At 30.3% G+C, this 13,757-nt stretch carries 10 protein-coding genes; 3 read left to right on the top strand and 7 right to left on the bottom strand.

Going from position 1 to position 13,757, the window contains the following annotated elements:
- Positions 1-449 precede the first annotated feature (449 nt).
- The 3 genes from mgrA to WAO74_RS13100 all read right to left on the bottom strand — a co-directional run bounded on the left by mgrA (position 450) and on the right by WAO74_RS13100 (position 7,193).
- Positions 450-1,451: an L-glyceraldehyde 3-phosphate reductase gene (gene mgrA, locus WAO74_RS13090; RefSeq protein WP_422162704.1), complete on the bottom strand. Its 1,002-nt coding sequence runs from the start codon at positions 1,449-1,451 to the stop codon at positions 450-452.
- Positions 1,452-1,453: 2 nt separating this feature from the next.
- Complete coding sequence (locus WAO74_RS13095; RefSeq protein WP_422162705.1) at positions 1,454-4,354, bottom strand: FAD-binding and (Fe-S)-binding domain-containing protein; 2,901 nt, start codon at positions 4,352-4,354, stop codon at positions 1,454-1,456.
- A 226-nt stretch (positions 4,355-4,580) separates the two neighbouring features.
- Positions 4,581-7,193, bottom strand: a complete 2,613-nt coding sequence (locus WAO74_RS13100; RefSeq protein WP_422162706.1) for a chondroitinase-B domain-containing protein — start codon at positions 7,191-7,193, stop codon at positions 4,581-4,583.
- 212 nt (positions 7,194-7,405) lie between these two features.
- Here WAO74_RS13100 and WAO74_RS13105 point away from each other — a divergent pair, with 212 nt between their 5' ends.
- Together WAO74_RS13105 and WAO74_RS13110 are read left to right on the top strand one after the other, a co-directional pair.
- The gene (locus tag WAO74_RS13105) at positions 7,406-9,895 is read left to right on the top strand and encodes a M14 family zinc carboxypeptidase (RefSeq protein WP_422162707.1); all 2,490 of its coding nucleotides are present in this window, start codon (positions 7,406-7,408) and stop codon (positions 9,893-9,895) included.
- Positions 9,896-10,092: 197 nt separating this feature from the next.
- Entirely contained in the window at positions 10,093-10,251 is a 159-nt protein-coding gene (locus WAO74_RS13110; protein ID WP_422162708.1) for a YqaE/Pmp3 family membrane protein, read from the top strand.
- A 72-nt stretch (positions 10,252-10,323) separates the two neighbouring features.
- Here WAO74_RS13110 and WAO74_RS13115 read toward each other — a convergent pair whose 3' ends face one another.
- The 4 genes from WAO74_RS13115 to WAO74_RS13130 all read right to left on the bottom strand — a co-directional run bounded on the left by WAO74_RS13115 (position 10,324) and on the right by WAO74_RS13130 (position 12,415).
- Positions 10,324-10,662: a tRNA-binding protein gene (locus WAO74_RS13115; protein WP_422162709.1), complete on the bottom strand. Its 339-nt coding sequence runs from the start codon at positions 10,660-10,662 to the stop codon at positions 10,324-10,326.
- A gap of 1 nt (position 10,663) precedes the next feature.
- Positions 10,664-11,128: a DUF962 domain-containing protein gene (locus WAO74_RS13120; protein WP_422162710.1), complete on the bottom strand. Its 465-nt coding sequence runs from the start codon at positions 11,126-11,128 to the stop codon at positions 10,664-10,666.
- Positions 11,129-11,195: 67 nt separating this feature from the next.
- Positions 11,196-11,732: a YfiT family bacillithiol transferase gene (locus WAO74_RS13125; RefSeq protein WP_422162711.1), complete on the bottom strand. Its 537-nt coding sequence runs from the start codon at positions 11,730-11,732 to the stop codon at positions 11,196-11,198.
- A 2-nt stretch (positions 11,733-11,734) separates the two neighbouring features.
- Positions 11,735-12,415, bottom strand: coding sequence for a tetratricopeptide repeat protein (locus tag WAO74_RS13130; RefSeq protein ID WP_422162712.1), 681 nt, complete (start codon positions 12,413-12,415; stop codon positions 11,735-11,737).
- Between the two features lie 391 nt (positions 12,416-12,806).
- Here WAO74_RS13130 and WAO74_RS13135 point away from each other — a divergent pair, with 391 nt between their 5' ends.
- Entirely contained in the window at positions 12,807-13,604 is a 798-nt protein-coding gene (locus WAO74_RS13135) for an SHOCT domain-containing protein (RefSeq protein WP_422162713.1), read from the top strand.
- Positions 13,605-13,757 lie beyond the last annotated feature (153 nt).

Genomic DNA, 13,757 nt, shown 5'->3' on the forward strand with positions numbered 1-13,757 from the left:
ATTTAATTAGGTATATAAATAAGTTGGGGGACTTATTTATATCACTACTAGGCACCCGAACAAATCTGTTTGGGTGTCTTTTAAAAGAAATCAATAGTTTAAATAAATTTTTAGGGGTATTAATTTACGACTATTGATCCCAAGAGAGCTGAGAAATCAGCTCTCTTTTTTTGTTTTTAATTTGAAGTACTAAAAGTGTATGCGCAAACAGCGCAGTTATATTTGACTTAAATAAAAAGATAAGTACAAAAAAAAATGAAGTATTTTTTTTGGTTTTATCAAGATATTTCAAATTCTATAAAGTATGAGAGCTAAGTTTTTGTATTGCATATAAAATTAAAGAATTCAAAGTTCTTTATGCAATAGCATAATCAAAGTGTTACAGAATTTACACTACAATATTATTTGTAAAAGGGAAATAATTTTAGGCTCATGAAGGTGCGTTTTTTTTACTTCAAAACAGCATTAATTTCATCCAATTCCTCATCAGAAAAAACCGTATTTTCAATCGCTTTCATACTATCTAAAATTTGCTCAGTTTTACTTGCGCCAATTAAAACAGAGGTAATTCTGTCATCTTTTAAAATCCAAGAAATGGCCATTTGTGCTAAATTCTGATTTCTATTTTTAGCAATTTTATTCAGCGCTTTAATTTTTGGCAACATTTCTAAAACTTTGTCTGTATTTAAAAACGGACTTTCTTTTACTGCTCTAGAATCTTTTGGCAATCCATTAATGTATTTATTGGTTAACATTCCTTGTGCTAATGGCGAAAAACAAATAGTTCCAACTTGTTCTTTTCCTAATAAATCTAACAAACCATCTTCTACCCATCTATTAAACATGCTGTAATTTGGTTGATGAATCAAACAAGGTGTTCCTAAATCTTTTAAAATTTTAAATGCTTGAGCTGCTCTTTCTGGTTGATAATTTGAAATACCTACATACAAGGCTTTTCCTTGTCTTACCATTAAATCTAAAGTACCCATAGTTTCTTCTAAAGGAGTATCGTAATCGGGTCTATGATGATAAAAAATATCCACATAATCCAATCCCATTCTTTGTAAACTTTGGTCTAAACTCGCCACTAAAAACTTTTTAGATCCTAAATCTCCATAAGGTCCAGGCCACATACCATAGCCAGCTTTTGATGAAATGATTAATTCATCTCTATAATTTTTAAAATCTTTTTTTAGAATTTTACCGAAGTTTTTTTCTGCAGAACCTGGAGGAGGTCCATAATTATTTGCCAAATCGAAATGTGTAATGCCATTATCGAAAGCACATTTTAAAAGATTTCTTTGATTTGTAAAATCGTCATTTTTGCCAAAATTATGCCACAATCCTAAAGAAAGTTCAGGTAAAAGTAAACCACTATTTCCTGTTCTTCTATAATTCATTTTATCATAGCGATTTTCATCAGCTATGTATTTTGATTTTTTTTTGCTCATAATTATTTTTTTAAAGCCTCTTTTAAAATAGTTATTGGGTGTTTTGCAATACGCTTTGTCCCATCAAAAATTTGATGTCTGCAACTGGTTCCTGCTGCTGCAATTTCTGTCTCTTTTGGTGTGTTTCTTACTTTTGGAAACAACGTATCCTCACCAACTTGCATGGAAACTTTATAATGCTCTTTTTCATATCCAAAACTTCCAGCCATTCCACAACAGCCTGTATTTAAAATAGTTACAGAGTAATTCTTAGGAATATTCAACACCTGAAAACTAGAATGTGTTCCAGACAATGCCTTTTGATGACAATGTCCATGAATTTTAATATCTTTCTTTGCTGATGTAAAAAGTGAAATATCAATATTTTCTTTTTCAATTTCTTTTGCTAAAAATTCTTCGAAAGTAAAAACGTTTTTTGCAATTTTTTCTGCGGATGTTTTATCATCTGCCAAACGAATATATTCATCTCTAAACGTCAAAATCGCTGAAGGTTCAATACCAATTAATGGGGTTTTATCAGTGATTATATCTTTAAAAACAGTAATATTTTTGTTGCAAATTTCTTTTGCTTCTTTTAAAAATCCTTTAGAAATATGACTTCTTCCACTTTCATAGTGGAAAATATTTTTAACTTCATACCCTAATTTTTCCAATAGAAAAACAGCATCTTTTCCAATTTCTGAATCGTAATAATTTGTAAATTCATCTTTAAATAAATAGACAATTTTTTTAGATTTTTTTGGCTGATGTTTTCTCATCCAACTCTCTAAAGTTTGGTTTGCTAATTTAGGAACTGAACGTTCTACAGCCACTCCTAAAACTTTTTTAGCAACTATTGAGTTTGTAAAAAAGTTCGTTATTTTCGGTAATTTACTGCCTAACTTATTGTATTTGGCATTATTGGCAAACATTTTATTTCTAAAAGAATACCCATTTGTTTCTTGATATTGATATAAAAACTCAGCTTTCATAGTGGCAATATCCACATTGCTTGGGCATTCTGAAGCACAAGCTTTACAACTTAAACACAAGTCGAAAACTTCTTTTAATTCTTGGTGATTAAACTTATTAGCTTCCTCTGAATTTGTTAAAAATTCTCTTAAAGTATTCGCTCTTGCTCTTGTGGTGTCTTTTTCATTTTTTGTGGCTCTGTAACTGGGACACATAGTTCCTCCAGCTTCTACTGGTTTTCTGCAATCTCCAGAACCATTGCATTTTTCAGCAAGTTTTAAAATACCTTCGCTATCAGAAAAATCTTGAATGGTTTTAATTTCAGGTTCAATTCTATCTACTTCATAACGCAAGTTTTTGTCCATGGAAAAAGCATCTGTAATTTTTCCTTGGTTAAAAACGTTTTTAGGGTCAAAAGCTTTTTTTATTCTTCTTAACAATTGATAATTTTGTTCGCCAATCATCAACGGAATAAATTCTGCACGTACAATACCATCTCCATGTTCACCACTAAATGAGCCTTTGTATTTTTTGACTAATTGCGCAGTTTCCGTAGTTATTTTACGAAACAACACAACATCTTCTTGCTTTTTTAAATTCAAAATAGGTCGTAAATGCAATTCTCCAGCTCCTGCATGTGCATAATACACAGCATCTTGCTGATATTTTGTCATGATTTTCGTAAACTCTTCAATATAATTAGGCAAATCTTCTAAAGCAACAGCAGTATCCTCAATACAAGCAACAGCTTTTAAATCGCCAACCATATTTCCAAGTGCACCTAAACCAGCTTTTCTTAAATAATGTACTTTTGCAATATCTGCTCCATACACTTTTGGGTGATGATATCCGAAATTATTTTTGGTTAAATCTTCAATCAAAGCATCCGCTAAAACTTCTGCTTCTGGCAATGTATTTGCAGAAACTTCTAACATTAGAACAGCTTCAGGATCGCCTTGCAAAAAGAACCTGTTTTTAGCTAATTCACGATTGTTTTTTGTGCAATCTAAAATGGTTTTATCCATTAATTCACAATTGTATAAATTGTGATTCATGGCAATTAAAGTCGCTTTTAAACTTTCATTGATACTCGTAAAATGAGTACAAACCATAATACTTTCGGTAGGAGGTAAGTTGTCTAATTGTAAAGTAATGGCTGTAGAAAAAGCCAAAGTTCCTTCACTACCTGATAAAAATTTTGCGACGTTTATAGTCGATTCTGAGCCTCCAAATAAATCGGATTTTAAAAATTCATCAACTGCATAACCCGTATTTCTTCTATGAATTTCTGGTTTTGGAAACTCATTTTTTATTTCTTGTTGATTTTCTACTGAAGAAAGTTCGTCAAAAATTGTTGTATAAATTTTTCCTTCAAGCGAGTGTTCTCTTTTCTTATTGATGAATTCTTGAGATGATATTTTTTTAAAAATTGCTGTGCTTCCATCACTTAAAATAGCATCAATTTGTAACACTTTATCACGTGTAACTCCGTATTTTATGGAGGTACTACCAGAAGAATTATTACCAACCATTCCACCAATCATACATCTGTTAGAAGTTGAGGTGTTTGGACCAAAAAATAATCCATAAGGCTTTAGAAAATCGTTTAAAGAATCTCTAACAATTCCTGGTTGAAGGGTTATTGTTTTTGCTTGTTCATCAAAAGAAAGAATGTTGGTGAAATGTTTAGAGACATCTACTACAATTCCATCTCCAACACATTGCCCAGCCAAGGAAGTTCCTGCAGTTCTTGGTATTAAAGTGATGTTATTTTTGGTTGCAAATGCAATTAAAGTTTTAATATCATTTTCATCCTTAGGAAAAGCAACTGCTAATGGAATTTTTCTATAAACTGATGCGTCTGTTGCATACAGGGTTTTGTGTAAGTTATCGAATAAAACATCACCAGAAAGCGAGTTGTGTAAGGTTTCTAAAACTGTATTTGGAATCATCAAAAAAATATAAAATATCTTATTTACAAATATCCGAATAATATTAGTATTTCAGTAAAATTAGAAAACGTTTCGATTTTTTTTATTGATTTGATAATTTAAGTTTGAATTTATTCAATATTTAGGTTTTATTAAGTTCTGAATTGAAACTAAATATCTAAAAAAGAAGCTAGTAATAATTATTACTAGCTTCTTTAGAATTCTTTTATTTAAAATCCTGAGAGTATTAATTTGAAATAATAATGAGTTTAGATTGATTTAAACCACTTTCATTTTGTAGTTTAATAAAATAAGCACCTTTTGAAAGTTTGCTTATATCTAGTTTAATTTCTTTTTTAGAATCTTTAATATTTTGATTGATAATTAATCTACCATCTAAACTGTAAACACTTAAAAGATTGATAGAAATTTTAGATTTAATATTTAAAAAATCTTTTGCAGGAACTGGGTAAATAGAGATATTTTTAACATCGAAATTATCTGTAGACAAGGATGCTATAGATTCTCCATAAAATTCTACTTCAGTAATATTTGTCCACACGCTTTTTCTACTGTTTCCAGCTGCATTAAAACGTCCAAAAGAAATTAACTTTACATAACGTGCGTTTGAGGTTATTGCATATTGATCAAAAGCCGTTCTTGTTCCTGTGGTTGTTGTAATTAGCAAATCTCCAGTTGTAGGTAATGCTTTGGTAAAATCTGATGGATTTGTTCCAGTTGTAGAAACCCAAATTTGTATTCCATATGGGTCTGCTTTATCATCTGTAGCGATTTGGATTAAATCTAATTTATACTCTTCACCTAAATCAAAAATGATAAATTCTCCATCACCTTTATAATCACCAGAAACAATGGATCCATCATCTGCAGTCCACTGAGTATTAAAATCTTTGTCTAATGTATTTGTTGCAAAGTTTGTTTTTCCAGCATCATCTTCTTGTTTTGAGTACGATTGAACTACAACTTTATCACCTGATATACCTGTATTTATAAGGCTGTATAAATCTGTTGCATTTAATCCCTCTTGCGATATTGTTAAGGTTTTAACGATATCATCTCCACCAGGAACCTGAGAAAAAGTTATAGAACCAGTTCTGCCAGAAGTTGATTCATTTTTATCAACAGTAACTGAAATTGTTGCATCACCATTTCCTGAATTGATATCCATAGAAATCCAAGCATCATTCACAACTGCTGTCCAACTTACGTTTGCATTTACAGTTACTTGGTAAATATTAGCACTTGCAGAAATTGTAGGTAAACTGCTCACATTTAAAGTTTCACCTATTATAATTGAGCAATTTGTAGGTGTAATGTTTGCACCTACATTGTTTAAAAAGCAAGCGCCAATTCCATTACCAACCATATTGTCAGTTGCTGGTTTGTAAGCTCCCAAATTAGCACCTTTGTTGGTTACACCAGTAATTGTAAAAATTTCACCATCTGGTGTAACTGTAATTGCATTATCTTCAGAAAAACCTGCATTTGTTACTCCTAAATTAGTTCCTTTAAAAACATTGCCTGTATAAGTTAAAGAAGTACCTAAATTGGTGTAAGAATTAGGAGTATCACCAGAAATAACATCCGTTAAATTTTGGTTAGTAGCATCAAAATAAATTAAGTTATTCGTAACTGCTCCAGTAACCTTAGTTGATCCTTTGTCTGTGTTATAAAACAAAGGAGCGTTTGTATTGATAATGGTATTGTTCGAAAGATTAATATTTAATGATTTTTGATATCCGTTTGAAACACTTGTAGAATTACAATTTACATCAGCATTATCTCCACCACCAATAAACGTGATACCATTATTCCATTTTGCTTGATCTGCAATATTTACACAATCTTGAATGTAATTATTTGTAATTGTATGATTGCTATCTGTAATTCTGATTCCTCCAGTTCCTTCTACATTTTCTCCCAAGAAATAATTGCCTTCAACTGTGGCATTAGATCCATGACGAAGCACTAAAGAACCTCTAGATCTTCTAAAAGTATTGTTGATGTATTTGTTGTTTTTACTTTTATTAGTAATAATTTCATTTTCACCATCAGCTTCAACAAAATAATTATTGCTAACTGCAGTATTGCTATCTACATTTTGAAATTCACTGGTACCAACTCGAATTGTTTCACTATCTCCAGCATTTGTTAAAGATGCATCAATTTTAGCATATTTGTAGAAATAATTATTGCTAATTGTATGGTTTACTTGCGCACAACGTGTGTTTGTTGTGCCATCGTCTGGAGATGCGTTGTATTCTAATTCCACCAAAATTAATGCTCCAGCACTTGGTTTATTCATAAAAGAACAATTTATTACAGTATTATTTGTGCCATATAATACAATCCATCTATGTTTTACGCTTGTGCCAGCTTGTAAATCATCTGGATCTACTTGCAAACCATCAATAGCACAATTTTGAATTTTACTAAAATTAGCATAGGTTGAACTATCTCTAAATTCGATAAAATTGCTAGCACCAAAACCACCTTTCCAATGAAAACCATCTACAATAAGAAAATCTCCTCCAATACTCATTTTTAAACCACCTATAAATTTAACTCCTCCAGGCGTTTGAGGTCGAAAAGTAATTGGCATTGCAGCTGTTCCAGACGCACCAGCAGGAAATTTAATTCTTGCAGTAGATGTATATGTACCATCTTGTAAAATAACAGTATCACCAGGAGCTAATGTTAAACCCGATAATGCTTCTGGATTTGTTATATTATGGGTTGTTTGAGAAAATATCTTACAACTTACCAATAAAAACAAAACCAAAATGGAGGTTTTAATGAAATTTTTTTCAGATAAAATTTGGTTATGTTTTAGTTTCATTTTATAATAATGTTTAGCGCATTAATATTGGTCAACCAAATTGGTTAACCAAATATAATAATAAAATTGTAATTAGTGTTTTTTTATAAAAAGTTTATCGTTTTTCATAAAAATGAATTTGATTCTTTTGATCTGAATAATTCGAATGTTAAATTTTTAAATAGACACTTTATGAATTCTTATATTTGACAAGCAAATTAAACTTTTATTAAATGAAAAAAATACTTGTCCTATTTTTACTGATTTCGAATTCTCTATCTGCACAAAAAGTAGATTTATCTTATTATCTGCCAAAAAACACAACTTATAATCAAAATATACCAACTCCAGAGTCTGTAATTGGTCATGAAGTAGGTGAGTGGCATATTACACATGACAAATTAGTGGAATACATGAAAGTTTTGGCAGCCTCTTCAGATAGAATATCTATAGAAAATAGAGGTAAAACCTATGAAGATAGACCTTTATTATTATTAACGATAACATCACCAGAAAACCATAAAAATTTAGAAAGTATTAGAAAAAAACATATTGATGCTACCAATAATAATTCAGTTGATGTTTCTAAAAATCCGATTGTTGTTTACCAAGGATTTTCCATTCATGGCAATGAGCCAAGTGGCTCGAATGCAGCATTAGCAGTTGCTTATTACTTGGCTGCAGCTGATAATATTGATGATTTATTAAATAATACTGTGATACTTTTCGATCCATCTTTTAATCCTGATGGTTTGCAACGTTTTGCTTATTGGGCAAATACCAATAGAAGCAAAAATATAAACCCAGATCCAAATGATAGAGAATATTCTGAAATTTGGCCAAGAGGAAGAACGAACCATTATCAGTTTGATATGAACAGAGATTGGTTGCCTGTTCAATTACCAGAAAGTAGTGCAAGAATAGAGAGTTTCCATAAATGGTTGCCAAATATTTTAACAGATCATCATGAAATGGGAAGCAATTCTAGCTTCTTTTTTCAACCAGGAATTCCAAGTAGAACAAATCCGTTAACGCCACAATTGAATCAAGATTTAACTAAAGAAATTGCAACCTATCATGCAAAAGCTTTGGATAAAATAGGTTCTTTATATTATTCAGAAGAAAGTTTTGATGATTTTTATTATGGCAAAGGTTCTACATTTCCAGACATTAATGGAAGTATAGGAATTTTGTTTGAGCAAGCAAGTTCTAGAGGGCATGCGCAAGAAACCGAAAACGGAATTCTAACATTCCCTTTTACCATTAGAAATCAGTTTACTACAGCATTATCTACGTTAGAAGCTGCCAAAAATATGAGGGTAAAAATCTTACAATATCAGCAAGATTTTTATCAAGAATCTAGAAATACTGGAACTAGTAAAGCCATCGTTTTTGGTGATGAGAAAGACGCTGCAAAAAGTTTTCATTTGGCAGAAGTGATGCAAAAGCATAAAATTAAAATCCATGAAATTAAAGATGATTTTACAGAAAATGGTAAAACCTTTAAAAAAGGGTATAGTTATGTTGTACCCATGAATCAGAAAAATCAACGTTTGGTAAAAGCCATGTTCGATGTTCGTAAAACATTTAAAGACAGTTTATTTTATGATATTTCAGCTTGGACTTTTAACCATGCTTTTGGTGTTGATTATGCTGAAAACATTTCACTTTCTAAGGCTGGAAATGAAATTACAGATTTAAAAATGAATGCAGGAAGTGTATCCTTTAAAAGTGATTATGGATACTTAATACCTTGGAATGAATATTACTCACCAAACGCTTTAAACACCATTTTACAAAAAGGAATTAGAGCAAAAGTTTCTATGAAGAACTTTAAAAATGCTGGAAATTCTTATGATTATGGAACTGTTTTTATACCTGTACAAAATCAAGAATTGAATGCTGCTGAATTGTATGAGTTTTTAAGGGATGTAGCAACTGAAAGTCATTTAAAAATTGTAGGAGTTACAACAGGTTTAAATGAAGGTATAGATTTAGGTTCTGGTAATTTCGAAGCAATTACAAAACCAAAAGTAGCTATGTTAGTAGGAGATGGAATTTCTGGAAACGATTCTGGAGAAATTTGGCATTTGTTCGACCAACGTTTTGATATGCATTTAACACGTTTAGATACGCGCGATTTTAATAGAATAGATATTGATAAATATACACACATTGTAATTCCAAGCAGTAGTTTAGAAAAATCTGCGATTGAAAAACTAAAAACTTGGACACAAAATGGAGGTGTTATAGTGGGTTACCAAAATACAGCAAGATGGTTGACAAGTAATAAAATGATTACGTTAGATTTTGAGAGCACAAAAAAAGATTCTATTCTAAATGTTTCTTTTGAAGATAGGTCTTTACAATCTGGAGCACAAGTTATTGGAGGTGCCATTTTCGAAGCAAAAGTAGATAGATCTCATCCTATAAATTTTGGTTATAAAAATGATAAAATAGCCTTGTTTAGGAATTCTACGATGTTCATTAAAGCAGATAATCGTAGTTATAACAATCCAATTCAATATACTTCAAATCCATTGTTAAGTGGTTATATATCTAAAGAAAATGCCAAAGTGATTCCTAATACTGTGCCATTTAAAGTACAAAGGTTTGGTAAAGGTAGAGTGGTTGTTTTTACAGATAACACAAACTTTAGAGCTTTTTGGTTTGGTACAAATAAGTTGTTAATGAATACCATTTTCTTTGGAGATAAGATGTAGTTTTTAAGTTTCAAAGTTTCAAAGTTTCAAAGATTCAAAGTGGTTAATTAAGGATTGTCACTTCGAGTGATTTTCGACTTTAGGAGAAAATTGTATCGAGAAGTTTTAGAAACGAAGATTTAAACTTAGTAAATACCCAACTTTGTAACAAAACTAAGAATAAAACGTCTTATGGATATAACCAACTACGTTTATAAATGAGCATCTTTAGAGTTTTATTCGCAATCATTTTTCCTCCACTTTCTGTGATCGATAAAGGTTGTGGTTCTTTCTTTATTATTTTTTTACTAACCCTTTGTGGCTGGATTCCTGGGGTTATTGGAGCTTTGGTGATTTTGAATAATCCTAGAAGGTAGTTTAACGTTTCAAAGGTTCCATGTTAAAAAAGTTTTCATTTTTTCTAAAACCTAAAACCTAAAAACTAAAAACTAACTAACCTGTTCACCATTTTTTACAGTTTTAGAAGCTTTTAATAAAACCACATTTCCATCTGTATTATAAACTCCTAAAACCAAAACTTCACTTATAAAATTTGCAATTTGTCTCGGTTTAAAGTTGATAATTGCAGAAACTTGTTTCTTTAAAAGTTCTTCTTTGGTATATAAATCTGTTATTTGTGCACTCGATTTTTTAGTGCCTAAAGCACCAAAATCTATGGTAAGTTGATAGGCAGGTTTTCTGGCTTTTGGAAAATCATTTACTTCTATAATAGTTCCAATTCTTATATCAACTTTTAAAAAATCTTCGAAAGTTATTTCTGATTTCATATTATTTCTTCTGTCCTAACTTCTGAATCACCCAAAGTGGCCCAATTAGTAAAAATTCTAAATCCTTTAAAAATGATGGTTTTGCACCTTCAACTTTATGACCATAAAACTGACCAATCCAAGCCAAAACAAAAATGGTTATAGAAACATAAAATAAATTTGCGTTATTGCTAATCCAAAAATTACCAATAATGCATAATAGGATTACAAATAGCATTTCTATAAAAAACCAGAAACCTAATCTTAGATAAAATATGGAAATAAACAGTGTAACCATTACAGCCCAGTTTTCTAATAATGGGTTATACAAACCAAAAGTATTTTCTAAAAAAGTTGTTGGAATACTCATTAACAAACCAATCACACTAAAAAATATCAAAGGAACACAAATGTAGTGAATGGCTTTATTGGTTTCATTTTGATGACTTACAGCATATTCATCAAAATATTCTTGGGCGGTTTTCATTATCTCGTAAATTTGAAATTTAAAGATACTATATTTTTTAGTAAAAATACAAATCAGAGCGCCTCAGTTATTTCCATCCTTTTCGGATCATTAATTGGGCTATATGTGCATAATGATGCTGACAATGCCAACCATAAATCCCAATATTTTTCTTTAAACTTATAGCTTCATTTCCTGAAGGATGAATAAATGTTTTCTCTAAATCTTTGTCAGATAAACCTCTTAAGAAATATACCCATTTTGCATGCAAGCCTTTTAAAGCATCAATAGTTAATAAAATTGGACCATTTTTAGAATCATCTAAATCAGCCCAAAGTTCTTCATAGTACACTTTTATGACAGGGTTATTTTCAGTTAAAGCCCATTTAAAGCGGGTGTAAGAATTATGATGACTGTCATAACAATGATGTATTACTTGTCTTATTGTCCAACCATTTTCTCTGTAAGGAGTGTCTAATTGATTATCTGAGAGTTCTCTAACTAAATATTCTAATTCATGAGGAAACCGTTCAATATCAGATATCCAATTTTCAATATTCTTTTTTGAGATATTTGCTGGTATATGTGCTTTTCCTATTGGATATTGTAATTCTTCGAGAGTCATAATTATTTAGCTGTTAATTTTAAATATGCCTTTTTTGCATTCGATTTTTCAGGATTAATAGCCAAAGCTTGTTGGTAATATTCGATGGCATTTAAGGTGTCTTTTTTAGATAAGTAAGCTTCAGCCATACTATCGTACACATTTGAACTTTTTGGGTAAAGAGCAATATTAATTTTAAAGATTTCGATAGCCAAATCGTATTCGTTATTTCTAATATAATTGTAACCAATTCTATTGATGTCACGTTCTCTAATATTTGGGTTTAAAGAATCTTTTTCTTGAATGTCTTTAAAAGCTACTAAAGCCTTATCATATTCTTGTGCTTTAAAATATTCATCTGGTGTTTTCTCACCTTTTTTCATTTTTTCAAAGTGATATAAAACTCCATCATGTTCTGTTTTTGGAGCTAATTCTATATGCATTTTTGGGTTACTTACAAAAATCATTTTCTCATTTAGCTCTTTCATATAAAAAGAATTATCATCTACTTTTAATAATTCTATATCATTATTTCCACGCCATTTTGCGTGCATTTCTGCATTTTCAAAATAAATTTCTAAAACTTCATTTGCGTTAAATAAATAACGTCCAGAAGTTGTATTTATAAAATCTTCAGAGTTTTTTTGAGAAGTACAATTAGATAACAATAGAATTAATAAGAAAGGAAAGAGAATTTTTTTCATGGTTAGCTGCTAAAATGATTCACTATTTTAGACGACCAAACTAAGGTATTTGTTACATTTTTCGGGAATCAATTTCTAATTTTTGCAATCATTGTTACCAAAATAAATGAAAAGTATACATAAAAATAGATTTAACTGTGTAAAAAAATGGATTATTATTTGAATGAAATACATACCTTATTTTTCCATGTTAAGATATTTTATGAGTGAGGTGCTACAAATCAAGGAAAAACAGAGTTATTGAAAATCTTGAAAATTCTATGAAATTAAAATATAAAAAGCACAATAGCTAAACATCTTGATAAAACAAGCATATTGGTAATACTTAACGCTACCTTTGTTGTAAAATTTTCACCTGAAGATTTTTAAAACAATATATAAGTAATAAAATATGAATACTATATTCACAGATGCTAGTTTTCAAAACATGATAAATGTAGCAAATAGATATGGAATTAGTGCAAACGCAGTTACAGATTTAACGCAGGGATTAATGAGAAGTGGAGGAACAATGGCTCAGTTTAATATTTCAGAATTAGGTGGTGGAGGTCAATGGATGTTAGGTGGAATGACCATGGTTGGAGATATGTTTAACAACGGATTAAAAGCAACTGTAGATAACTTGTGCATGGAACTTTCTAATTTAATAAATCAAGGAGGAATTCAATATAAGCCATTACCAAAAGTGCAAAATCAAAATGGTTTTATGTCTGGAAATGCTGGGAATTGGTGGGGAGATTTAGGTTTTCCAAACTCTACAGGTAGTCAAAATAATACCAGTTATGCTATTTTTTCGAACATACATCGATTAGCAATTCAAGAAAACGGAAAAGTAACTATTTTTGATACTTTAGATCATCAAATAGGAGGAACAGGACAACAACAAAGTGGGACTTATTCTGTATCATTTACAAGTCAGTATGGTAATGTGGATTTAAATCAATTACCAATTATCTCTGGAGGTAATAACAAACAAAATCCGGTAAATAATACTAAAATTCAATCTGTTCTTCAAAATCAACCTGAACAAATTATACAAGCACCTATTCCAGTGGCAACCAACAATACAAGTGCTTTCGAAGAAGATATTTTTACAAAAATCGAAAAAATAGCAGGTTTAAAAGACAAAGGTATTTTAACCGAACAAGAATTCGAAAACAAAAAAGCAGATTTGTTAAGTAGACTTTAAAGTTTAACTTTCTTGCAATAAAAACCTCAATATTTCCTCTGGATTTATTGAGGTTTTTTGCTTATTTAGTTTAATATTATTTTTTTTCAGAAGTAAAAATGAAGGAATTTGTTATTTATTAAATTCTGGAAGAATGAGGGCAAATCAGAAAAG

The sequence above is a fragment of the Polaribacter sp. genome, assembly GCF_049276715.1.
Classification (GTDB): domain Bacteria; phylum Bacteroidota; class Bacteroidia; order Flavobacteriales; family Flavobacteriaceae; genus Polaribacter.

What these genes read in the sequence shown, in the direction of transcription:
- mgrA (WP_422162704.1), bottom strand. Translation starts at nt 1,451, where the DNA reads ATGAGCAAAAAAAAATCAAAATACATAGCTGATGAAAATCGCTATGAT.
- WAO74_RS13095 (WP_422162705.1), bottom strand. Translation starts at nt 4,354, where the DNA reads ATGATTCCAAATACAGTTTTAGAAACCTTACACAACTCGCTTTCTGGT.
- WAO74_RS13100 (WP_422162706.1), bottom strand. Translation starts at nt 7,193, where the DNA reads ATGAAACTAAAACATAACCAAATTTTATCTGAAAAAAATTTCATTAAA.
- WAO74_RS13105 (WP_422162707.1), top strand. Translation starts at nt 7,406, where the DNA reads ATGAAAAAAATACTTGTCCTATTTTTACTGATTTCGAATTCTCTATCT.
- WAO74_RS13110 (WP_422162708.1), top strand. Translation starts at nt 10,093, where the DNA reads ATGAGCATCTTTAGAGTTTTATTCGCAATCATTTTTCCTCCACTTTCT.
- WAO74_RS13115 (WP_422162709.1), bottom strand. Translation starts at nt 10,662, where the DNA reads ATGAAATCAGAAATAACTTTCGAAGATTTTTTAAAAGTTGATATAAGA.
- WAO74_RS13120 (WP_422162710.1), bottom strand. Translation starts at nt 11,128, where the DNA reads ATGAAAACCGCCCAAGAATATTTTGATGAATATGCTGTAAGTCATCAA.
- WAO74_RS13125 (WP_422162711.1), bottom strand. Translation starts at nt 11,732, where the DNA reads ATGACTCTCGAAGAATTACAATATCCAATAGGAAAAGCACATATACCA.
- WAO74_RS13130 (WP_422162712.1), bottom strand. Translation starts at nt 12,415, where the DNA reads ATGAAAAAAATTCTCTTTCCTTTCTTATTAATTCTATTGTTATCTAAT.
- WAO74_RS13135 (WP_422162713.1), top strand. Translation starts at nt 12,807, where the DNA reads ATGAATACTATATTCACAGATGCTAGTTTTCAAAACATGATAAATGTA.